The sequence below is a fragment of the Janthinobacterium sp. GW456P genome (genome assembly GCF_002127655.1).
Lineage (GTDB): Bacteria > Pseudomonadota > Gammaproteobacteria > Burkholderiales > Burkholderiaceae_D > Janthinobacterium.
The window spans coordinates 93847-114790 of record NZ_NEHB01000002.1 but is presented as its reverse complement, the minus strand read 5'-3'; the positions used below and the strand labels follow the sequence as shown (position 1 = coordinate 114790).

General features: G+C 65.4%; 20 protein-coding genes. 17 read left to right on the top strand and 3 right to left on the bottom strand.

Annotated features, from left to right (window positions below; all coding sequences use genetic code 11):
* The first annotated feature begins 21 nt into the window (after positions 1-21).
* The 15 genes from CBW66_RS02910 to eutC all read left to right on the top strand — a co-directional run bounded on the left by CBW66_RS02910 (position 22) and on the right by eutC (position 16090).
* The gene (locus tag CBW66_RS02910) at positions 22-1254 is read left to right on the top strand and encodes a metal-dependent hydrolase (protein ID WP_086138491.1); all 1233 of its coding nucleotides are present in this window, start codon (positions 22-24) and stop codon (positions 1252-1254) included.
* 118 nt (positions 1255-1372) lie between these two features.
* Entirely contained in the window at positions 1373-3124 is a 1752-nt protein-coding gene (locus tag CBW66_RS02905; RefSeq protein WP_086138490.1) for a cation:proton antiporter, read from the top strand.
* An 81-nt stretch (positions 3125-3205) separates the two neighbouring features.
* Positions 3206-4114: an ion transporter gene (locus tag CBW66_RS02900; RefSeq protein ID WP_086138489.1), complete on the top strand. Its 909-nt coding sequence runs from the start codon at positions 3206-3208 to the stop codon at positions 4112-4114.
* A 37-nt stretch (positions 4115-4151) separates the two neighbouring features.
* The gene (locus CBW66_RS02895) at positions 4152-5132 is read left to right on the top strand and encodes a 3-oxoacyl-[acyl-carrier-protein] synthase III C-terminal domain-containing protein (RefSeq protein ID WP_086138488.1); all 981 of its coding nucleotides are present in this window, start codon (positions 4152-4154) and stop codon (positions 5130-5132) included.
* Positions 5133-5142: 10 nt separating this feature from the next.
* Positions 5143-6180: an NAD(P)-dependent oxidoreductase gene (locus CBW66_RS02890; protein WP_086138487.1), complete on the top strand. Its 1038-nt coding sequence runs from the start codon at positions 5143-5145 to the stop codon at positions 6178-6180.
* Positions 6173-7003, top strand: coding sequence for an MBL fold metallo-hydrolase (locus tag CBW66_RS02885; protein ID WP_086138486.1), 831 nt, complete (start codon positions 6173-6175; stop codon positions 7001-7003). Before CBW66_RS02890 ends, CBW66_RS02885 begins: the two co-directional genes overlap by 8 nt.
* Positions 7000-8301: a F390 synthetase-related protein gene (locus CBW66_RS02880; RefSeq protein ID WP_086138485.1), complete on the top strand. Its 1302-nt coding sequence runs from the start codon at positions 7000-7002 to the stop codon at positions 8299-8301. The genes CBW66_RS02885 and CBW66_RS02880 overlap by 4 nt, the downstream gene beginning before the upstream one ends.
* A complete protein-coding gene (locus CBW66_RS02875; RefSeq protein ID WP_086138484.1) occupies positions 8298-8936 on the top strand; it encodes a phosphatase PAP2 family protein in 639 nt (212 codons plus the stop codon). Before CBW66_RS02880 ends, CBW66_RS02875 begins: the two co-directional genes overlap by 4 nt.
* Positions 8933-10045 (top strand): sterol desaturase family protein, encoded by a 1113-nt coding sequence (locus CBW66_RS02870; protein ID WP_086138483.1) that lies wholly within the window; start codon positions 8933-8935, stop codon positions 10043-10045. Before CBW66_RS02875 ends, CBW66_RS02870 begins: the two co-directional genes overlap by 4 nt.
* The gene (locus tag CBW66_RS02865; protein ID WP_230492042.1) at positions 10042-11157 is read left to right on the top strand and encodes an acyl-CoA desaturase; all 1116 of its coding nucleotides are present in this window, start codon (positions 10042-10044) and stop codon (positions 11155-11157) included. Before CBW66_RS02870 ends, CBW66_RS02865 begins: the two co-directional genes overlap by 4 nt.
* Before the next feature lie 67 nt (positions 11158-11224).
* Positions 11225-11791, top strand: coding sequence for a GbsR/MarR family transcriptional regulator (locus CBW66_RS02860; protein WP_086138481.1), 567 nt, complete (start codon positions 11225-11227; stop codon positions 11789-11791).
* Positions 11788-12426, top strand: a complete 639-nt coding sequence (locus CBW66_RS02855) for a DUF4166 domain-containing protein (RefSeq protein WP_086138480.1) — start codon at positions 11788-11790, stop codon at positions 12424-12426. The genes CBW66_RS02860 and CBW66_RS02855 overlap by 4 nt, the downstream gene beginning before the upstream one ends.
* Positions 12423-13883, top strand: a complete 1461-nt coding sequence (locus CBW66_RS02850; protein WP_086138479.1) for a TIGR01777 family oxidoreductase — start codon at positions 12423-12425, stop codon at positions 13881-13883. The genes CBW66_RS02855 and CBW66_RS02850 overlap by 4 nt, the downstream gene beginning before the upstream one ends.
* Positions 13884-13918: 35 nt before the next feature.
* Positions 13919-15307, top strand: a complete 1389-nt coding sequence (locus CBW66_RS02845) for an ethanolamine ammonia-lyase subunit EutB (protein WP_086138478.1) — start codon at positions 13919-13921, stop codon at positions 15305-15307.
* Positions 15308-15316: 9 nt separating this feature from the next.
* A complete protein-coding gene (eutC, locus tag CBW66_RS02840) occupies positions 15317-16090 on the top strand; it encodes an ethanolamine ammonia-lyase subunit EutC (protein ID WP_086138477.1) in 774 nt (257 codons plus the stop codon).
* Here eutC and tsaD read toward each other — a convergent pair whose 3' ends face one another.
* On the bottom strand, positions 16091-17131 hold the full coding sequence (gene tsaD, locus CBW66_RS02835; protein ID WP_086138476.1) for a tRNA (adenosine(37)-N6)-threonylcarbamoyltransferase complex transferase subunit TsaD: 1041 nt from the start codon (positions 17129-17131) through the stop codon (positions 16091-16093).
* Positions 17132-17341: 210 nt separating this feature from the next.
* Between tsaD and CBW66_RS02830 the strand changes: the two genes are divergently transcribed.
* A complete protein-coding gene (locus CBW66_RS02830) occupies positions 17342-17749 on the top strand; it encodes a hypothetical protein (RefSeq protein ID WP_086142928.1) in 408 nt (135 codons plus the stop codon).
* 112 nt (positions 17750-17861) lie between these two features.
* On the opposite strand, the gene CBW66_RS02825 is transcribed toward CBW66_RS02830, so the two are convergent.
* On the bottom strand, positions 17862-18923 hold the full coding sequence (locus CBW66_RS02825) for a 3-deoxy-7-phosphoheptulonate synthase (RefSeq protein WP_086138474.1): 1062 nt from the start codon (positions 18921-18923) through the stop codon (positions 17862-17864).
* A 149-nt stretch (positions 18924-19072) separates the two neighbouring features.
* A complete protein-coding gene (locus tag CBW66_RS02820; protein WP_086138473.1) occupies positions 19073-19750 on the bottom strand; it encodes a hypothetical protein in 678 nt (225 codons plus the stop codon).
* Positions 19751-19897: 147 nt separating this feature from the next.
* On the opposite strand from CBW66_RS02820, the gene ybiB reads away from it, so the two are divergent.
* Positions 19898-20890 carry a DNA-binding protein YbiB gene (gene ybiB / locus CBW66_RS02815; protein WP_086138472.1) on the top strand — a complete coding sequence of 331 codons (993 nt, stop codon included), beginning with the start codon at positions 19898-19900 and terminating at the stop codon, positions 20888-20890.
* The last annotated feature ends 54 nt before the right edge of the window (positions 20891-20944 follow it).

The window sequence follows — 20944 nt, the reverse complement described above, 5'->3', positions numbered from 1 at the left end:
GCCATCCTGTAAAATTGCCCGATGGATAATATTACGCATTCGGTCATCGGCCTCGGGGTCGGCGAACTGGTACACCGCAGCCTGCCGCCCGAGCCGCAAGCCCCCGCACAGCGCACCCGGCGCGCGCTGTTTCTGTTTACGGCCTGGTTTGCCAGCAACGCGCCCGACCTGGACCTGGTGCTGACCAGGCTGCTGCCGCGCCCGTTCGGCTACATGCTGCACCACCGGGGCCACACGCATACCTTGCTGCTGGCCTTGCCGCAGGCGCTGCTGTTGCTGGCCTTGCTGTGGCTGCTGTGGCCCGGCGCCCGGCGCTTGCTCAAGGAAAGCGTGCCCGCCCGCATCGGCCTGGCGGCTTGTCTGCTGCTGGGATTCTGCTTGCACATGGGCATGGATTTCCTCAATTCCTATGGCTTGCACCCGTTTTACCCGTTCAACAGCCGCTGGCTGTATGGCGACATGGTCTTCATCGTCGAACCCATGTTCTGGGTGTTGCTGGGCGTGCCCGTGATCATGTCCTTGCGCTACCGCATCGTCAAAAGCGTGCTGCTGGCGGGGCTGGCGGCGGCCCTGTGCTTCTTTACCTATAAAACCTATCTGGCGCCCGCCGCGCTGGCCGTCTTGCTGGGGCTGGGCGCGGTGCTGGCCGTGCTGCAAGGACGCGCCGGACCGGCCGGACGCGGGCCGTTGCTGCTGGCCTTCGCGCTGGCCGCCACCTTCATCGGCACGCAAGGCGTGGCCTCGGCCCTCGGCCGTACGCGCATCGAGGCGGCCGTGCAGCGGCTCGATCCCGGCACGCGCGTGTGGGACGTGGCGATGACGGCGTTTCCCAGCAACCCGCTGTGCTGGATCTACGTCTCGCTCGACAGCAAGACGGACGTGTACACCCTGCGGCGCGGCACCCTGAGCCTGCTGCCCGGAGCGCTGGCGCCCGCCGCCTGCCCGGCCGGCCTGGCGGAAACCAGCAAGCAAGGCCGGCAACTGGCGCCCGGCATCGCCGTCTCCGCCCAGGCGGCCGGCAGCTTGGCCGCCTTGCGCGCCTTGCAGGAAGACAATTGCTATGTCGATGCCTGGTTCCGCTTTGCCCGCATGCCCCGCTTGAATGCGGACAAGCTGACGGATGTGCGCTTCAACCCCGGCATGCTGCCCAACTTTACGACCGTGGAACTGCAGCAATTCCGCAGCCGGCCTTGTCCCGCCTATGTGCCGGGCTGGGACCGCCCCCGTGCCGATATGCTGGCGCCGCCGAAATAGGGCGCATGGCATAAATATATTGCCTTGCAGCAAAAATATCGCGTGTACACTGACGTCGCCGTAGCAGTACATGCGACAATTATCAATTCAGCATGGATGTCATTCAGTTAGGACTATTTTGGAAGAGCAACACGCCTTACCGTATCTGCGGGAAACCTTGCTGTTTCTCGCTCTTGCCGGGATTTTTATTCCGCTATTGCAACGCCTGAAGGTTAACCAGGTGCTCGGCTTCCTGGCCGTGGGCGCCCTGTTCGGCCCGTTCGGCTTCGGCCTGTGGGCCGGCGATTTCACGTGGCTGACGTATTTTTCGTTCGTCCGCGCCGAGCAGGTCAGCGGCCTGGCCGAGCTGGGCGTGATGTTTTTGATGTTCATGATTGGCCTGGAATTGTCGACGGAGCGGCTGTGGGCGCTGCGGCGCTGGGTGTTCGGCGCGGGCGTGGGGCAGGTGGCCGTCAGCGCCTGCCTGATCGGCGGCGTCGCGTATTACTTTGGCCTGTCGCTGGAAGCGTCCATCGTGCTGGGCCTGGTGTTGTCGCTGTCGTCGACGGCCGTGGTGATGCAGTTGCTGACGGACCAGCGCTCGCTGCAGACGCCGGCCGGCCAGGCGGGCTTTTCCATTCTGATGTTCCAGGATCTGATGGTGGTGCCGCTGTTCATCCTGATCGACGTGTTCGCCAGCGGGCGCAGCGACGATCTGGCCTATCTGCTCAGCTTTGCGGCCGTGAAATCGGCCGGCGCCATCCTGTTGATCTATCTGCTGGGACGCCGCGTCATTCGCCCCCTGTTCCAGTTTTTCGTCAAGAAGCACCAGCCCGACGTGTTCATGGCTCTGACCCTGCTCAGCACCCTCGGCATCGCGGGGCTGACGTATCTGGCGGGCCTGTCAATGGCGCTGGGCGCCTTGCTGGCCGGCCTGCTGCTGGCGGAAACGGAATTTCGCCACGAAGTGGAAGTGACGATCGAGCCTTTTAAAGGTTTGTTGATGGGGCTGTTCTTCATGTCGGTGGGCATGCAGATCGATGTGCGCGAAATCCTCAAGTCGCCTGTCCTGATACCCCTGGCCGTGCTGAGCCTGTTTGCCTTGAAAACCCTGGTCATCAGCGTGATTTTTCGCATCGGCGGCTTTCACTGGGGGCGCGCCGTGGAAACGGGCGTGCTGCTGGGGCAGGGCGGCGAATTTGCCTTCATCGTCGTCGCGTATGCGCTGGGTACCAAGCTGATCGGCCCGCAGGTGGCGCAGTTCGTCATGCTGGTGGTGGGCCTGAGCCTGTTTGCCACGCCGGCGCTGGCCAAGGCCGCGCGCGCGTTCGGCAACTGGTGGGAACAGCGCCATCATCATCAGCTGGCAGACCTGGCGCACGACGCGCTGCCGCCGCAGGGCAGCACCGTCATCATCGCCGGTTTCGGCCGGGTGGGGCAGTTGCTGGCCAAGGTGCTGACGGAGCAGGATATCGCCTATGTGGCGATTGAAAATGATGCGCGCCTGGTGACGACCCTGCATCCGCGCGGTTTCCCCGTGTATTTCGGCGATGCCTCGCGCGCGGAACTGCTGCAAAAAGTGAATGCAGACCGGGCCGCCGCCGTGGTGCTGACGATGGACCATGCGGCGTCCGTGCTGCATGCCGTCAAATCGATCCGCCGCGAATATCCGCAGTTGCCCGTGTATGCGCGCGCCCGCGACGAGGCGCATGCGTTGGCCCTGATACAGGCGGGCGCCACCCTGGTCGTGCCCGAGGCGCTGGAATCGGCGCTGCAGCTGACGGCCACCGTGCTGCACACGGTGGGCCTGTCGGAAGCGCGCACGACGGACATCGTGCAAGCGGAGCGCGACCGGCGCAATGCCGTGCTGCTGGCGAAAAAATTGTCGTAGGGCAAACCTTAGTGCAAACGTGCGTGTCGCCGTGCTTTGTCAATTATCTATACAATAATAGTATATGAGCACACTAACCACATGAAAGCCGCGACGAAGAACGGGGCGGCCCCGTTGACGCCGCAGCAAATTGCCGCGCAGGAAACGCAACAGAAATATGGCAAGCCCGAGCGGGGCTGGCGCGAACAGGTGTACACCGTCATCTTCGAGGCGGAAACGCGCACGGGCCGCGCTTTCGACCTGCTGCTGATCGCCGCCATCCTGATCAGCGTGACGGTGGTCGTGCTCAGCAGTGTCGCCTCCGTGGCCGAGCGCTATGGCACCTGGCTGACGGCGCTGGAATGGTTTTTCACCATTTTATTTACCATCGAGTATTTCGCCCGCCTGTCGTGCCTGCAGCATCCGGTGCGTTACGCCAAGAGTTTTTTCGGCATTATCGACTTGCTGGCCATCGTGCCAACTTACATCGGTTTGCTGCTGCCCGGTGCGCACGTGCTGATCGACGTGCGCATTTTGCGCCTGCTGCGCATGTTCCGTATCCTCAAGCTCACGTCGTACGTGCATGAATACACGGTGCTGGGGCGGGCCTTGCTGGCCAGCCGGCGCAAGATCCTCATCTTCCTGTCGTTCGTCATGATGGTGGTCTTTCTGCTCGGTACGGTGATGTACGTGGTGGAAGGGCCGGAAAACGGTTACAGCAGCATCCCCACGTCGATATACTGGGCCATCAGCACCATGACCACGGTCGGTTTCGGCGATATCACGCCGAAGACCGATATCGGGCGCAGCATCGCTTCGCTGATGATGCTGCTGGGCTGGGGCATCCTGGCCGTGCCTACCGGCATTATCAGTGCCGAAATGACGGTACAGCGCAGTTCCAAGCTGGTCACCACGCGTACCTGTCCCACGTGCCTGAAAGAAGGGCTCGATGACGATGCCAATTTCTGCAAGAACTGCGGGGTTGCATTGCCGCCGCTGGCACGTGATTAATTCATAACCATATTTACTTTACTTTGTTAAGGCCAACATGATTCCAGTTCGCCTGATCGCGACGGGCAAAGCCGTGCCGTCGCTGAGCGTGACTTCCGCCAGCCTGGACCTGACCTTGGGCCATCCGGACGGCTACACCCTGCGCAAGAGCGGCGTGCTGTCGCGCTTTGTCGCCGCGCCCGATGAATCGCAAAGCCAGCTGGGCGCCGCAGCCCTGCTCGACGCGCTGAAGAATGCCAGCCTGCGTCCCTGCGACATTGACCTGCTGATTTGCGCCAATGGCGTGCCCGAGCAAGCGTTGCCGAACACGGCCTGCTTCGTGGCCGAACATGCGGGCTTGCCGCCAGGCACGCAAAGCTTCGACGTCAACGCCAGCTGCCTCAGTTTCATGGCCGCCTTCCGCGTGGCCGCGTCCATGCTGGCCGGCGGCGCCTACCGCCGCATCGCCATCGTCTCGTCCGACCTCGCTTCGCGCGGCGTCGACTGGAGCGAGCCCGAAGCGTCGATGATCTTTGGCGACGGCGCGGCCGCCGTCATCGTCGAGCGTGGCGACGGCAGCGCCGGCATCCGCGCCTACAAGATGGGCACGTATCCGGAAGGGCGGCGCTACTGCGAAATTCGCGGCGGCGGCACCGAGCGCAACCCCCGCAACGGCTGCGAGCCGGGCGACTACCTGTTCCGCATGGATGGCAAGGCCGTGTTCCGCCTGGCCGTCAAGGTGATGCCGGATTTCCTCGCGGAATTGATGCTGGAATCGGGTGCGGGCCTGGAAAAAGTCGACGTGGTCGTGCCCCATCAGGCCAGCCCGCTGGGCCTCGCGCATGCGGCGCGCATCCTCGACGTTCCCGATGCTAAAATCATCAAGATCTTTGAAACGCACGGCAACCAGGTGGCCGCGTCCCTGCCCACCGCCCTGCACGAGGCGGTGATGACGGGGCGGGCCGTGGCGGGCCAGCGTTTGCTGATGATGGGCACGGCCGCGGGCCTGACCATCGGCGGCATGATTCTTGACCTGTGAAGGTGGTGCGATGAGGCGGATACTGGTCACGGGAGCGACAGGCGGGCTGGGGCGCAATGCCGTGCGCACCCTGCTGGCGCAGGGCGTGGAAGTGCGCGCCACGGGCCGCAACGCCGCCGTGGGGCGCGAACTGGAACGCATGGGCGCGCAATTCGTGGCGCTCGACCTGGCGCAGGCCACGCCGCGCCAGGTCGATGAACTGGTGCGCGGCATGGACGCCGTCTGGCACTGCGCCGCGCTGTCGTCGCCCTGGGGCGCGGAGCGCGACTTCATCGCCGCCAACGTCACGGCCACGGCCCAGCTGTTGCGCGCGGCTGCCAGCCTGCACGTGGCGCGCTTCGTGCACATCTCGACCCCGGCCATCTATTTCGATTACCGCAACCGCTACGAGGTGCCGGAAACCTTCCGCCCCGACGCTTTCGTCAATGCGTACGCGCGTTCGAAAGCGATGGCGGAGAAACTGGTGCAGGAGTGCGTCGACCGCCACCGCGGCATGACGTGCGTGATCCTGCGCCCGCGCGCCATCTTCGGCCCGCATGACCAGGTCCTGATTCCGCGCCTGGCGCGCGTGCTGCAGGAGCGCGGCGGCAAGCTGCCGCTGCCCAACGGCGGCGCGGCCACCATCGACGTCACCTATGTCGACAATGTCGTGCACGCGATGTGGCTGGCCACCGTGCACAAGACCATCGCTTCCGGCGCCGCCTTCAACATCACGAATGGCGAGCCGGCGCGCCTGTGCGACATTTTGCGCACCTTGTTCTGCGAACACCTGCAGCAGCCGTTCGAGATCGTCAGCGTGCCATACCGCGTGCTGGCGCTGGTGGCGCGACTGATGCAGTTCGCCTCGCGCTTTACGCGCCGCGAACCATCACTGACGCCGTACAGCATCGGCGCGCTCAGTTTCGACATGACGCTCGATAATGCCAAGGCGCGCAAGGTGCTCGGCTACCGTCCCGTCGTCAGCCTGCAGGACGGCATCGCCCGCACGGCGCAGTGGATGCGCCAGGAAGCGGCGGCGCACAAGGTGGGCAAGGAGCGCAATGGCTAACATCACCGCATTTCGCGTCGGCCACTGCACCCATCCGTCGTGCATGGTCTTGAAAGGCAGCGGGCTGGCCAGCCGCTGCTTCCCTTCGCGCGCCTACCTGATCGAGACGCGCGCGGGCCTGTACCTGTGGGACACGGGATACGCCGAGCACTTCCGCGCCGCCACGTCGAAAGGCGTGTACCGCCTGTACGCGTGGGTGACGCCGATTTCGTTCGACGAGAACGAGTCGCTGCACGGCCAGCTGCGCGCACATGGCGTATCGCCCGGCGACATCCACACCTTGCTGCTGTCGCACTTCCACGCCGACCATATCGCCGGCCTGCGCGACTTTCCCGGCGCGCGGCTGATGGCCTCCAAAACGGGCTGGGATGCCGTGCGCGGATTGTCCGGCGTGGCCGCCGTGCGCCAGGCCTTCGTGCCCGAGCTGCTGCCACCCGACATCGCGGACCGCCTCGATTTCGTGGAAAGCGTGCCCGAGACGGCCTTGCCGGCGGCCTTGCTGCCGTTTACGCACGGGCGCGACGTCAGCGGCACGGGCGAGATCTACATCGTCGACTTGCCCGGCCACGCCATCGGCCATCTGGGCGCCTTCGTGCTGCAGGAGGGCGGCTGGACCCTGCTGGCGTCGGACGCGGCCTGGGTGCCGGAAAGCTTCCAGCAGCTGCGCGGACCGTCCGAACTGTCGTTCCTCATCCAGCACAAGCGCGCGCCGTACTATGCCACCCTGAACCGCTTGCACCAGCTGCACCGGTCGGGCAACGCGCGCATCCGCATCACGCATGAAGATACGGCTGATTATGTCGCCGTGGCGGGCCGCCCGTGAAGCGTATTGTCTGGCTGTTATTGTCGTACTGGCGCACGCGCCGTCTGCGTTTCGCAAGCCGCGCGCAGCTCGATGCCTACCAGCAGCGGCAACTGGCGCGTTTCATCGATGTGCTGTGCGCGCGCAGCACGTATTTTGCGCCGTACCGCAAGCTGCCGCTGGCGCAGTGGCCGACGATGAACAAGGCGCTGATGCTCGAGCATTTCGATGCCATGAACACGGAAGGGATCACGTTGGCGCAGGCGATGGAGGCGGCCATGGCGGCCGAGCATAGCCGCGACTTCACGCCGGCCGTGGGCGACATCACCGTGGGCCTGTCCTCGGGCACCTCGTCGCGGCGCGCCGTGTTTACCGTCAGTCCCCGCGAAAAGGCCCAATGGGCGGGCGTGATGCTGGCCAAGGCGCTGCCCGATGGCCTGTTTTCCGGCGAAAAGGTCGCGCTGTTCCTGCGCGCGAACAGCAATCTGTATACGGCCGTGCGCTCGCCGTGGCTGACCTTTGCCTTCTACGACCTGTTCCAGCCGTTCGACAGCCTGTGCGCGCAGCTGGCGCGCTATCAACCCTCCGTGATCGTCGCGCCGGCCCAGGTACTGCGCCAGCTGGCCTTGCGCGTGATCGAAGGCAGCCTGGTGCTGGCGCCGAAAAAAGTCATCTCTGTGGCCGAAGTGCTGGAAGCGCAGGACCGCGCGCTGATCGTGCAGGCGTTCGGTGCCGTGCATGAAATCTACCAGGCGACGGAGGGTTTCCTCGCCAGCAGCTGCGAACACGGCGTGCTGCATCTGAACGAGGAATACGTGCACATCGAGCCGCAGTGGCTGGACGATGAACAGCGTCGTTTTGTGCCCGTGATTACGGACTTTACGCGCATCACCCAGCCCATCGTGCGCTACCGCCTCGACGATATTTTGATCGCGCGCGCCACGCCATGCCCGTGCGGCCGCACCACGCGCGCCATCGACGGCATCGAAGGGCGCTGCGACGATATGCTGCTTTTGCCCTCCTTGCCATCGGCGCAAAGCGCAACCGTGGCCGTGTTTGCCGACGTGCTGACGCGCGCGTTTGCGCAAGCCTTGCCGGCGGACGCCGACTACCGCCTGCTGCAGTCGGGCGACAGCGCCCTGCAGCTGCACGCGGCGCTCGACGACGCTGGCCTGGCGGCCCTGCGCGCGCACCTTGCAACGGTGCTGCGCGGCCTGGGCGTGGCCGTCGACGGCCTGGCCTGGACGACGAGCGGCGAATTACCTCCCTTTGACCCCACCATGAAACGGCGCCGCATCCGGCGCCTTGCGACTGCATGAACCCTTCTTCCATGACCGTACGCGGCCGCCTGCTGCATTTGCTGGCCGGCTGGGGCAGCGTCGGCCTCGTGTATTTTTCCAGCGATGTGCTGCAAGGGCAGGGGATACTCCTGCCGGAAACGGCGCTCGACCGCGCCATTCCCTACACGGACGCCGCCATCTGGCTGTACCTGTCGTTTTTCATCCTGATTCCCTATGCCTACCTGGCGGCCGATGCGCCCCGCGTGCGCTGGCTGGCGCGCGCCATGGCGCTTTCCGCCGTCATGTGCGGCGTGGTCTTCCTGCTGTATCCGACTACGCTCGCGTATCCGCCCGTGGGCGAGGGCAGTGCCTGGAGCACGCAGGCGCTGCGCATGCTGCAGGCGGCGGATTCCGCGCAAAACTGCCTGCCCTCACTGCATGGCGCCCTGACATTGCTGTGCGTGTGGGCCCTGTGCGACACACGCCAGATGCTGCGCTCCGCGCTGGTCCTGGTGCTGGGCGTGGCCATCTGCTATGCCATCATCGCCCTGCGCCGGCACGTGAGCATCGACCTGGCCGCCGGCCTGGCTGTCGGCATCGCTGGCGGCATGCTGGCGAAAATGCAGGTATTCTGGACAGCTCGCCGCGCCATTTCCACTGAAACCGCATCATGATGAACCCCTTCGCCCTCTCTTTCCTTGTCATGCTGGCCTTCGTGCTGGCCGAACTGCTGATCCTCAAATGGGTACGCAAGACCCCCGTGCCGTGGAAGGACGTGATTTTCAACCTCAATTCCGGCCACATATTGATGTGGGTGTTCCGCGGCGTGGAAGTGGCCGCCTTCGCCCTGCTGCTGCGCCATGTGAATCTGCACATCGTTGACCAGTGGCCCGTGGCGGCGCAGTGGGTCTTCGCCTTCTTTGCCTGGGACCTGTGCTTTTACTGGATGCACCGGCTGCACCATAAGATCCCCCTGCTGTGGGCCGTGCACGTGGTGCACCACCAGGGCGAGCATTTCAACCTGTCGCTGGGCGTGCGCAATTCATGGTATTCGTCGCTGACGAATTTCCCCTTCATCGCCATCCTGGCCGTGCTGGGCGTGCCGCTGGAAATCTTCCTCGTCGTCTCGTCCCTGCATTACACGGTGCAGTTCTACAACCACAATGCGCTGGTGAACAAGTCCGGCATCCTCGATCGTTTCATGGTCACGCCCTCGCACCACCGCGTGCACCACGGCACGGACAAACGCTATATCAACCGCAATTTCGGCGGTACGTTGCTGCTGTGGGACCGGCTGTTCGGCAGCTTCCAGCCGGAACTCGAAGGCGTGGAAATGCGCTATGGCGTGAAGGGCATGATGCCCACGCATAATCCGCTATTGGCCAGCAACGGCAAGCTGTTCAAGTGGCTGCGCGCGCGCTTTCCCCACTGGCAGTCGCGCGGCACTTTCGAGGTGCCCGAACTGTTCATCGGCATCGGCGGCGTGATTTTGTTCGGCCTGGTGATCTATTACGTCAACCATGAAGCGGTGCTGGCCGGCGCGCAGCAAGCCATGCTGTTCGCGCTGATCTTCGGCGGGACCCTGGCACTGGGCGGCCTGTCCGACGCACGCCGCTGGGGCGCCATCGCCTGGGTCGCCATCTCGCTGGCCATGCCGGCCCTGTACCTGGGCTGGTATGGCGCGCGCGATGCGTGGGGCATGGTGTTTTTGGCCGCGCTGCTGGCGCATGGCCTCGACGGCGCGCGCCGCCTGTGGTGGCCGGCGGCGGAGACACGCGCGTGACGCCTGTGCCTTCCCTGCCGCCGCTGCGCTTCCAGCCCGCCCGCGATTCCGCCTTCCGCCGCGAACTGCGCGCGCGCGCCGATGCCTACCTGGCGGCCGAAGGAAAACACCGCTTCGGCGACTGGCGCCTGCATGTCAAAACCGTGTTCCTGGCCGTGCTGGCGGCGGGGTTGTATGCGCTGGCCCTGAACGCCGGCAGCACCTTGGGCTTTATCGCCAGCTATGTGGCCTGCCTGGTGGTGGCCATGGCGCTGGCCATGAATACCCTGCACGACGCGGCCCACAGCGCCGTGTTTCGCCAGGGACGCCTGAATCGCATCCTGATCCGCCTGGTGGGCTTGCCCGTGGGCGTCGATACGGATTTCTGGACCATCCGCCACGTGCATTTCCACCACACGTATGCGAACGTGGAAGGCTATGACCTCGACACGGAACCGAACCCTTTCCTGCGCCAGACGCCGTTCCAGAAATGGGCGCCGCAGTACCGCTATCAATACCTGTACTGGCCCGTGGTGGCGGCCCTGTCGCTGCCGTATTTGAACTGGTATGGCGACTGGCTGGACCGCTTCGGCAAGACGCCCGTGGCCGCGCACAGCCGCCTGCAGGGCTGGCGCGGCTGGTGCTCGTTCCTGGGCTGGAAGCTGGGCCACGTGGCGCTGGTGCTGGCGCTGCCCATGTGGGTGCTGCAGCAGCACGGCATCGGCTGGGGCGTGGTGCTGGGCGCGTATTTCCTGGGCCAGATGATCGCCTCGTGCGCGCTGGTGGCGCTGATCCTCGGCACGCACTGGGCCGAGGTGGAATTCTTCCAGCCGGGGCTGGACGGCACCTTGCCGCACGACTGGTACCAGCACACGTTTTATACGGCTTGCGACTGGACGCCGAAACCGCGCGCGCTGCGCTGGCTCGGCTACTGGCTCGGCGGCTTGAATCTGCACCTCACGCACCATCTGTTCCCCACCTGGAACCACCGCCATTACCCGGCGCTGGCGCGCATCCTGGCCGAACTGGCACCGCGCCACGGCCTCGTCTACCGCGAGCTCGGTTACGGCCAACTGCACGCTTCGCAGCAAGCGTTCCTGCGCGCGATGGGCCAGCCGCCCGCGCAGTCCTGACGAATCGCGCTTGACACTGTTTCTGTTCCATCTTACATTTCTGTAACGACAGAAATAAGAGAACATCATGGAATTGAGTCCGACTACGCAGAAATATATTCTGCACTGGGGCGAGATGGGCACCCGCTGGGGCGTCAACCGCACGGTGGCGCAGATCCACGCGCTGCTGTTCCTGGCCAACGAACCGCTGACGGCGGAAGACATCGCGGCCAGCCTGAACGTGGCCCGCTCGAACGTCAGCAACAGCCTGAAGGAATTGCAAAGCTGGGGCCTGGTGCGCATCACGCACGTGATGGGGGACCGGCGCGACCATTTCGTCGCCCTGCAGGATGTGTGGGAAATCTTCCGCGTCATCATGGAAGAGCGCAAGCGGCGCGAGATCGACCCCACCTTGACGGTGCTGCGCGAATGCGCGATCGAAGGGGAACAGGATGCGGCGATACCGCCGGAGACGCTGGCGCGCATGGGCGAAGTGCTGGCCTTCCTGGAAATGCTCAGTGCCACCTACAGCGATTATAAAAACCTGCCGCCGGCGACCCTGCAGCGCATGCTGTCGATGGGCGGCAAGGTGGCCAAGTTCCTCAGCCCGGAAGACGGGCCTGGCAAGCCGGGCAAGCCAGGTAAAAAACCATGAACGGCCCGTCTGAAGGAGAATTGTTCAAGAAGGTCATGGGAGCCGACTGGCTCACCCTGCACCCGGACATCCGCCGCCGCTTCGAGAAAAACCCCGCGCCTGGCCAACCCCTGTATTACCGGGGCGAGCTCAGTGAACTCACCAGTTCGCGTCTTGGAAAAGTGCTGGGCTGGCTCACGCGCCCCTTCATCGACGGCGCCTTGATCCCGCATGACGATCACGATTTTCCCGTCGATATCGAAGTCTATTCACGCCCCGGCTGCCCGTTCATTTTCAAGCAGCGCACCTACCGCCTGCATGGCCGCGCGCCGATCCGCTTCACCTCCTACATGGCGGAAAGCGCGAAGGGCGAAGTGCTCGAATACGTGGGCATGGGCCTGGGCATGAAGCTGCTGCTGCACGTGGAAGACGGCAATCTGCACTTCACCAGCGACGGCTATTTCCTTGATCTTTTCGGCTGGCGCCTGCCGCTGCCCGGCGTGCTCACGCCAGGCAAAACCTATCTGTGCCACCGCAACGAGACACCGCAGCAGTTCAACATCCGCATCGAGATCCGCCATGCCCTGTTCGGCACCACGTTTACGCAGGCGGGCGTGTTCCGCGAATCCGCCGCACCGAAAAAGGAGACACCATGAATACGCATCTGCTGGCCCTGCAACTGATGGCGGCGCAAGGCTGCCTGGGCGCCTTCGACACCATTTATCATCATGAAATCACCGAGGCGCTGCCGCAAAAGGCCTCGGCGCGCCTGGAACTGACCATCCATTCCATCCGCGCCCTGATCTACAGCCTGCTGTTCGTCGGCCTGGCGGCGTGGGAATGGCACGGCGCCTGGGCCTGGGTCCTCGTCATCGTGTTTGGCGTGGAAATCATGCTGACCCTGTGGGACTTCGTGGTGGAAGACCAGACCCGCCTCTTGCCCGCCACGGAGCGGGTCACGCACACGGTGCTGGCGATTAACGCGGGCGCCTTCATCGCCCTGCTGGCCCTCAACAGCAGCCACTGGGCGACCTTGCCGACGGCCCTCGTATGGCAGCCATATGGCTGGCTCAGCGTCTTCCTGGCCCTGTGCGGCGTGGGCGTGGGTCTGTCCGGCTTGCGCGACGCGTATGCCGTGTGGCAGCTGGGCCGGCGCAAAGAGATAGAGAAACAGGAGACGGAGGATCTGCAGTTTGCCAGCGCGCCGCAGTCCGTGCTGGTGACGGGCGCCACGGGTTTCATCGGCCAGCAGCTGGTGGCCGCCTTGCTGGCCGACGGCCATGCGGTGACGGTGCTGACGCGCCAGCCGAAGCAGGCCGCGTGGACCTTCGACGGTCAGGTGCGCTGCATCGGGTCGTTCGATGAATTGCCGGATGCGCAGCGCATCGACATGGTGGTCAACCTGGCCGGCGCGCGCATCTTCGGCAAGCGCTGGACGGATGCGCGCAAGGCGGCCCTGCGCCACAGCCGCGTGGCGCTGACGCAGGAACTGGTGGCATGGATCGCCCGCGCGCGGCACAAGCCGAGGGTGCTGCTGTCGGCGTCCGCCATCGGCTACTACGGCGTGCAGCCCCAGGGCGACGCGACGGAATTGACGGAGGAGAGTGCGCCGCAAGCCATTTTCATGTCGCAGCTGTGCCAGGAATGGGAGGCGGCCGCGCGCCAGGCGGAGCAACATGGCGTGCAGGTGGGCTGCATGCGCTTCGGCCTCGTCTTCGGCCACCAGGGTTCGCTGACGCAGATGCTGCTGCCGATCCGCTTCGGCGCGGGCGGCCCGCTGGGCAGCGGCAAGCAGTGGGTCACGTGGGTGCACGTGCGCGACGTCATCCGCGGCATCGCCCATCTGGCGCGCCGCAGCGAACAGGGCGCGGTGAGCGGCGCGTATAACTTCTGCGCGCCGGAAGCGATCGGGCAGCGCCGCTTCGCCCAGGTGGCGGGCGCCGTGCTGCACCGCCCCAGCATCGTGCCCACGCCCGCCTTTCTCATGCGCGCCTTGCTGGGCGAGCAGGCCGACCTGATTGTGGAAGGCCAGCGCGTGGCGCCGCGCCGCCTGCTGGGCGACGGTTTTGCCTTCCGCTACCCGCAGCTGGAAGGCGCGCTGCGCAGCCTGTAGCCTGGCGTAGAATGGGGCATGGGAGGAACCGAACCATGTCCCGCTTCAGCCATACGATAGACAGCCATGTTTACCAGTTCGCCAGCCTGAAGGAGCTGTTGGCCAAGGCCACGCCGCTGCGTTCTGGCGATGTGCTGGCCGGTGTGGCGGCATCGAGCGCGCGCGAACGCGTGGCGGCGCAGCTGGCGCTGGCCGAGGTGCCGCTGGCGCTGTTCCTCAACGAGGCGCTGGTGCCGTACGAAGACGATGAAGTCACGCGCCTGATCATCGATGGCCATGAGCGCGCCGCGTTTTCCCCCATCGCCCACCTGTGCGTGGGGGACTTCCGCGACTGGCTGCTCGATGACGCGACGGACACGCCGACACTGACACGCGTCGCCGCCGGCATCACGCCGGAAATGGCGGCCGCCGTCTCGAAAATCATGCGCCTGCAAGACATGGTGCTGGTGGCCCGCAAATGCAAGGTCGTCACCGCTTTCCGCGATACCCTGGGCCTGGAAGGGTGCCTGTCCACGCGCTTGCAGCCGAATCATCCGACGGACGACGCCACCGGCATCGCGGCGTCGATGCTCGATGGCCTGCTGCTGGGCAGCGGCGATGCCGTGATCGGCATCAATCCGGCCACCGACAATGTGGCGCAGGTGGTCGCGCTGCTGCAGCTGCTCGACGCCGTCATCGATCAATACGCGATTCCCACGCAGTCCTGCGTGCTGACGCACATCACCAATACGATCGAGGCGATCCGCCGCGGCGCGCCCGTCGACCTGGTGTTCCAGTCGGTGGCGGGCACGCAGGCGGCCAACCGTTCCTTTGGCATCGACCTGGCCCTGCTGGCCGAGGGACAGGCGGCGGCCCTGTCGCTGGGGCGCGGCACGGTGGGCCAGAATGTCATGTATTTCGAGACGGGGCAGGGCAGCGCCCTCTCGGCCGGCGCCCACCAGGGCATGGACCAGCAGACGTGCGAGGCGCGCGCCTATGCGGTGGCGCGCGCCTTCCAGCCGCTGCTGGTCAATTCCGTGGTCGGCTTCATCGGCCCCGAATACCTGTATGACGGCAAGCAGATCATGCGCGCGGGGCTGGAAGACCATTTCTGCGCCAAGCTATTGGGACTGCCCATGGGCTGCGACGTGTGCTACACCAACCATGCGCAAGCGGACCAGGACGACATGGATGTCTTGCTGACCATGTTGGGCGTGGCCGGCTGCAATTTCATCATGGGCGTGCCGGGCGCGGACGACATCATGCTCGGCTACCAGAGCACCTCGTTCCACGACGCGCTGTATGCGCGCCGCGTGCTGGGTTTGCGTCCTGCGCCCGAATTCGAAGCGTGGCTGGCGCGCATGCGGATCACGGATGCGCAGGGAGACTTGAGCGCTGTGCTCGCGCCGGCCTTCCAGGCGGCCCTGCTGCGCCTGGATAACTAGGGAGGAAGCATGGGCGAAACCGATCCTTGGCAGGCGCTGCGCGCGCATACGGCGGCGCGCATCGCGCTGGGGCGCCGCGGCGTGAGCGTGCCGACCCGCGCGCAGCTGGCGTTCCAGCTGGCCCACGCGCAGGCGCGCGACGCCGTGCACCTGGCGCTCGATGACGAAGTCCTGGCAAGCGACTTGGCCGCGCAGGGGCTAGACTGCGTGCCCCTGCACAGCGCCGCCGCCACGCGTGCCATCTACCTGCAGCGGCCCGACCTGGGGCGCCGGCTCGACGACGCTTCGCGCGCGCGGCTGGATGGCGGCGCCAAGGGCGTGGACCTGGCGCTGGTGGCGGCCGACGGCCTGTCGGCGCTGGCAGTGCGGCGCCACGCGGCGCCGTTCCTGGCCGCTTTGCGCGCACGGCTGGCGCTGGAAGCGTGGACGCTGTCGCCCGTGCACATCGTGGCGCAGGGGCGGGTGGCTGTCGGCGATGAGGTGGGGGAATTGATAAAAGCGCGGGCCGTGCTGGTGCTGATCGGCGAGCGGCCGGGCTTGAGTTCCCCGGACAGCCTGGGCCTGTACCTGACGTGGGCGCCCAAGGTGGGGCTGCTGGACGAGCGCCGCAACTGCATCTCGAACGTGCGCCCGGAGGGGCTGGCGTATGCGCCGGCCGCGTACCGGCTGCACTACCTGCTGTCGCAGGCGTTCAGCCGGCAGCTGTCGGGCGTGGAATTGAAGGATGAAACGGTGGAAGAGGGCGCGGCCCTGGCGGGCGCGCGCAACTTCCTGCTGGCGTGATCAGACTTCGCGGATCTCGTCCAGCGGCCAGCGCGGGCGCACGTTGAACGAGTAATCGTGCTTGGCGGCGTCGGGGTTGATCTGCAGGCGCATGGCGCCGGCAAAGGCGATCATGGCGCCGTTGTCGGTGCAGAATTCCAGCTCCGGGTAATACACTTTAAAACGCTTCTTGGCGGCGGCCGCATTGAGCGAGGCGCGCAGCTGCGCGTTGGCGCCCACGCCGCCGGCGATCACCAGGCGCTTCAAGCCCGTGTGCTTGAGGGCCGACACGCATTTGGCCGTCAGCACGTCGACGATGGCGTCGACGAAGCCGCGCGCGATGTTCGCCTTGTCCTGCTCGCAGATATTGGCGATGACTTTTTCTTCATGGTTTTTCACCACCGTCAGCACGGCCGTCTTCAAGCCGGAAAAGCTGAAGTTGAAATCCTTCGAGTGCAGCATGGGACGCGGCAGTTTATACGCCAGCGGGTCGCCGAATTCGGCCAGGCGCGAAATGGCGGGGCCGCCCGGGTAGCCGAGGCCCAGCAGCTTGGCCGACTTGTCGAACGCTTCGCCGGCCGCATCGTCGAGGGTTTCGCCCAGCATCGTGTACTGGCCCACACCATCGACGCGCATCAGCTGCGTGTGGCCGCCCGACACCAGCAGCGCGATGAAGGGGAATTCCGGCGGCTCGGACGCCAGCAGCGGCGACAGCAGGTGACCTTCCAGGTGGTGGATGCCCAGCACCGGCTTGTTGATGGCCAGGCCCAGGCTGCAGGCCACGGAAGAACCGACCAGCAGCGCGCCGGCCAGGCCCGGGCCTTGCGTGTAGGCGATGGCGTCGATGTCGGGCAGGCTCACGCCGGATTTCGCCAGCGTTTCTTCCAGCAGCGGGATGGCGCGGCGGATATGGTCGCGCGACGCCAGTTCCGGCACTACGCCGCCATATTGCTCGTGCATGGCGACTTGCGAATAGAGGGCGTGCGACAGCAGGCCGCGTTGCGTGTCGTACAAGGCCAGGCCGGTTTCGTCACAGGAGGATTCGACGCCAAGAACAATCATGAAGGTACTGAATAGGGAGGAGTAATCCGCCATTGTAAAGGAAAGCCGGGCGGTTCACCGTGCGGCCGGCGCACCATTTCGGCGGCAGTGTGCACTTGCGCAGTGCGGCGCGGGCCGGTTTTGCCCAGGATTCCGGCTGTTTTGCGCCTATGCAGGCATTGGCACCGCTCTTGCTTAGACAGGCGTGTGCCTTTCTCACGGGAGCTAGCAATGTCGGAACAATGGAAAATGATTTGCCGCCTGAAGGACATGCCGCTGGCGGGCGCGCGCATGGTGCAGCGGGGGCTGGCCTGGCAGGACTTGCCCGGCGTGGCGCTGTTTCGGGCATTGGATGATACGGTCTACGCGTTGCTCGACGCGGTGCCCTGCCTGGGCGGTCCGCTGGCGCATGGGGTGCTGATGGAGAAAAACCTGATGGGGCCGAAGAACAGCTGGATCATCGAGCTCGATTCGGGCCGCCTGGTGGCGCCCGTGCAGGGCATGGCGCGCCTGTACGCCGTGCGCATCCTCGACGGGCGCATCTACCTGGACATCAATGAACTCAATATCCCGGCCAGCAAGGCGGAGCAGGCGCTGGCCGGTTCGTTCGCCGTGCTGCCGCATGTGCAGATGGCGTGATATGCCGCGTGGTGGTGTCGGCTTACGCGCCGCGCGCTAAGCCGACCTACGCCGACCTGCGCCGGCCTACACATTGATGCCGTCATCCGGCAACATCGTTGGGCGTAATTTTTTACGCCGGGCGGTTCAGCAAATGCGCATGCGCGTCGCGCAGCATGGTGGCCGTCGTGTCCCAGTCGATGCAGCCGTCCGTGACAGAGCAGCCGTAGGTCAGTTGCGACAGGTCTTGCGGGATCTTCTGGTTACCGCCAACGATATTCGATTCGATCATCACGCCCACCAGCGAGCGGTTGCCCTGGCGGATCTGGTTGACCACGTCGCCCATCACCAGCGGCTGCAGTTCCGGCTTTTTATAGCTGTTCGCGTGCGAGCAGTCGACCACCAGGTTGGCCGGCAGCTTGGCCTTGGCCAGCGCCTGTTCGGCGATGGCGATCGAGACCGAATCGTAGTTCGGACGGCCGTCGCCGCCGCGCAGCACCACGTGGCCGTAGGCGTTGCCGCGCGTGCGCACGATGGCCACGTTGCCTTCGGCGTTAATGCCCAGGAAGGAGTGCGGATGCGCCGACGACAAAATCGCGTTGACGGCGATGCTGATGTCGCCATCGGTGCCGTTCTTGAAGCCGACCGGTGTCGACAGGCCCGACGACATTTCGCGGTGCGTCTGCGATTCCGTCGTGCGCGCGCCGATGGCCGTCCAGGCGATCAAATCGCCCAGGTATTGCGGCGAGATGGGGTCCAGCGCTTCGGTGGCGGTGGGCAGGCCCAGTTCGCACACGTCGAGCAGGAACTGGCGCGCCTTTTCCATGCCTTCGTTGACCTTGAACGAATCGTCCATGTACGGGTCGTTGATATAGCCTTTCCAGCCCGTGGTGGTACGCGGTTTTTCGAAATACACGCGCATCACCAGCAGCATCGTATCCTTGACTTCCTCTTGCAGCGCTTTCAGGCGGCGCGCGTAATCGAGGCCGGCGACGGGGTCGTGAATCGAGCACGGACCGACGACGACGAACAGGCGCTGGTCCTTGCGGTCGATGATGCTGCGCAGCGCTTCGCGGCCGCGGCTGACGGTGTCGAAGGCGCTTTCCGACAGGGGCAGCTTGGCGTGCAGTTCGGCCGGTGTCGGCATGGGCGCGAAAGAGGTGACGTTGATATTTTCGATGTCTGGCGTATTCATGATTCTGGCTCGGCTTTCGCGATTGCGTTCTTTAAGAGGCAATAGTGTAGCGGAAATGCGGCCTGGCGGCGGGGATGGACCCAAAACGAGAATGGCTCAGTTGTTTTTATGGCAGGGCCGCCACGCCGCCAGCCCCTTGCTGCCGGCGCTCAGTGGCCGCCGGCCAGGCTGGCGCCAACGCTGTAGCGGGCGATGCGCTGGTAGTTGCCGGCCAGCTCGGGCGGCCGGGGCAGGCCGGGATGGCGCCGCACATGCTCTAGGATGGCCGTCTCATGCTGGCGTATCTGCGCATCCAGGCAAGCGATTTGCTGGCGCAACAGGGCGTGCAGCGCATGCTGGCCAGCCCGCAGGTGCGCATCGAGGCGCGCCGAGTCCTGCTGGCGCACGCCTTCGATGGCGTGCAGGCGGCGCAGCCACAAACGCAGTTCCACGTAGGCGGGCGAGGGCGGCGTCCAGCATGCGGGGCGTTTTTCCTCGCAGTAATTGGCCAGCACCACGGCGCTGTGCGCCGCGTTCGCGGGCAAACCCTGGCCGCGAAGATAATCGTCCAACTGCGCCGGCTGGGCGTCGCAGACCAGCATGCCCATCTCGGCCAGCGCGCGGGCGGGCGCCTCGCTGTACGGGGCGTCGAGACGCATGCAGGTGCGCAAGCCCATGACGGGCACGTCGTTCCTCTGCAGCCAACTGCGCAGCCAGCGGTAGCCGGCCAGGTCGTTTTCCAGCACCTTGCACAGCACGTCGCCGCCCGAGCGCAGCACGGCTTTCAGCAGCAGCTTGCTCGTTTCGATGCCGACGAAGGCAGTTTCCTGTTTGCTCGCGTGTTCCATGATGAGTCCTCCCGTGCAGTCTTATACGCAGCGGCAGCGCGTTCGGATGCAGCGGCGATGTAAAAATAGCCGGAAAGACTGTTGCATCGGCACCCAAGCCGTCGGCCAGCCCGGCTGCATGGGGAAAAATCCGTGTAAGCTGGCGCCATGACGACTGTATCCATCCCCCATACCGATGTGGCCGGTGAGCCATTTCCCGCTGCACGTTTCATCAAAGAAATAGGACGCGGCAAGAACGGCGCGCGCAGCATGACGCGTGACGATGCCCGCGCCCTGTACCGCGCCATGCTCGAGGGCCGCGTGTCGGACCTGGAACTGGGCGGCATTTTGTTATCGATGCGCATCAAGGGCGAATCCGTGGACGAGATCGCCGGCTTTCTCGACGCTGCCGAGGCGTCGTTCGCCCCGCTGGCCGCGCCGGCCGGCGAGTTCGCCCCGATCATCATTCCCAGCTACAACGGCGCGCGCAAGATGGCGAATTTGACAGCCTTGCTGGCGCTGCTGCTGGCGCGCGCGGGCGCACCCGTGCTCGTGCATGGCGTGAGCAGCGACCCGGGCCGGATCACGACGGCCGAAGTGCTGGCCGCGCTGGGCGTGTCCGCTTCATCGGACCATGCGCAAGCCGAGGCCGCCATGGCGCGCGGTGAAGCGGCCTTCCTGCCCATCGAGGCGCTGGCGCCGCGCATGGCATATCTGCTGTCGCTGCGGCGCGTGCTGGGCGTGCGCAATTCCACGCACACTCTGGTGAAAATCATGCAGCCGTTCGCCGGTCCCGCCCTGCGACTGGTGTCGTACACGCATCCGGAATATCTGGAAATGCTTGGCGAATATTTCCTGACTGCCTGCGATCCCGCGCGCGGCGACGCTTTCCTGATGCGCGGCACGGAGGGCGAGACGGTGGCCAACGCCAACAAGGCGCAGCAGATCGACTGGTTCCACGGCGCCGAGCGCACGGTGCTGGTGGAAAAACAACTGCTGGTGGAAGAACTGCCGCATTTGCCGGCCGAGCGCGATGCGGCCACCACGGCGGCCTGGATCGCGGCCGTGCTGCGCGGCGAGGTGCCCGTGCCGCCATCGATCGCCGAGCAGGTGGCGCAATGCCTGATGGCGTCGCGGCAGATTGCAGCACGGCCGCGCTAGCCGCGCCGCCGCAGTTTACAATGGCGGCTTTGTAATCAGCGGTGACCGGAATTC

Coding starts and splice junctions, on each gene's coding strand:
- CBW66_RS02910 (WP_086138491.1), top strand. CDS start 22: ATGGATAATATTACGCATTCGGTCATCGGCCTCGGGGTCGGCGAACTG.
- CBW66_RS02900 (WP_086138489.1), top strand. CDS start 3,206: ATGAAAGCCGCGACGAAGAACGGGGCGGCCCCGTTGACGCCGCAGCAA.
- CBW66_RS02895 (WP_086138488.1), top strand. CDS start 4,152: ATGATTCCAGTTCGCCTGATCGCGACGGGCAAAGCCGTGCCGTCGCTG.
- CBW66_RS02890 (WP_086138487.1), top strand. CDS start 5,143: ATGAGGCGGATACTGGTCACGGGAGCGACAGGCGGGCTGGGGCGCAAT.
- CBW66_RS02885 (WP_086138486.1), top strand. CDS start 6,173: ATGGCTAACATCACCGCATTTCGCGTCGGCCACTGCACCCATCCGTCG.
- CBW66_RS02875 (WP_086138484.1), top strand. CDS start 8,298: ATGAACCCTTCTTCCATGACCGTACGCGGCCGCCTGCTGCATTTGCTG.
- CBW66_RS02870 (WP_086138483.1), top strand. CDS start 8,933: ATGATGAACCCCTTCGCCCTCTCTTTCCTTGTCATGCTGGCCTTCGTG.
- CBW66_RS02860 (WP_086138481.1), top strand. CDS start 11,225: ATGGAATTGAGTCCGACTACGCAGAAATATATTCTGCACTGGGGCGAG.
- CBW66_RS02855 (WP_086138480.1), top strand. CDS start 11,788: ATGAACGGCCCGTCTGAAGGAGAATTGTTCAAGAAGGTCATGGGAGCC.
- CBW66_RS02850 (WP_086138479.1), top strand. CDS start 12,423: ATGAATACGCATCTGCTGGCCCTGCAACTGATGGCGGCGCAAGGCTGC.
- CBW66_RS02845 (WP_086138478.1), top strand. CDS start 13,919: ATGTCCCGCTTCAGCCATACGATAGACAGCCATGTTTACCAGTTCGCC.
- eutC (WP_086138477.1), top strand. CDS start 15,317: ATGGGCGAAACCGATCCTTGGCAGGCGCTGCGCGCGCATACGGCGGCG.
- tsaD (WP_086138476.1), bottom strand. CDS start 17,131: ATGATTGTTCTTGGCGTCGAATCCTCCTGTGACGAAACCGGCCTGGCC.
- CBW66_RS02830 (WP_086142928.1), top strand. CDS start 17,342: ATGTCGGAACAATGGAAAATGATTTGCCGCCTGAAGGACATGCCGCTG.
- CBW66_RS02825 (WP_086138474.1), bottom strand. CDS start 18,923: ATGAATACGCCAGACATCGAAAATATCAACGTCACCTCTTTCGCGCCC.
- CBW66_RS02820 (WP_086138473.1), bottom strand. CDS start 19,750: ATGGAACACGCGAGCAAACAGGAAACTGCCTTCGTCGGCATCGAAACG.
- ybiB (WP_086138472.1), top strand. CDS start 19,898: ATGACGACTGTATCCATCCCCCATACCGATGTGGCCGGTGAGCCATTT.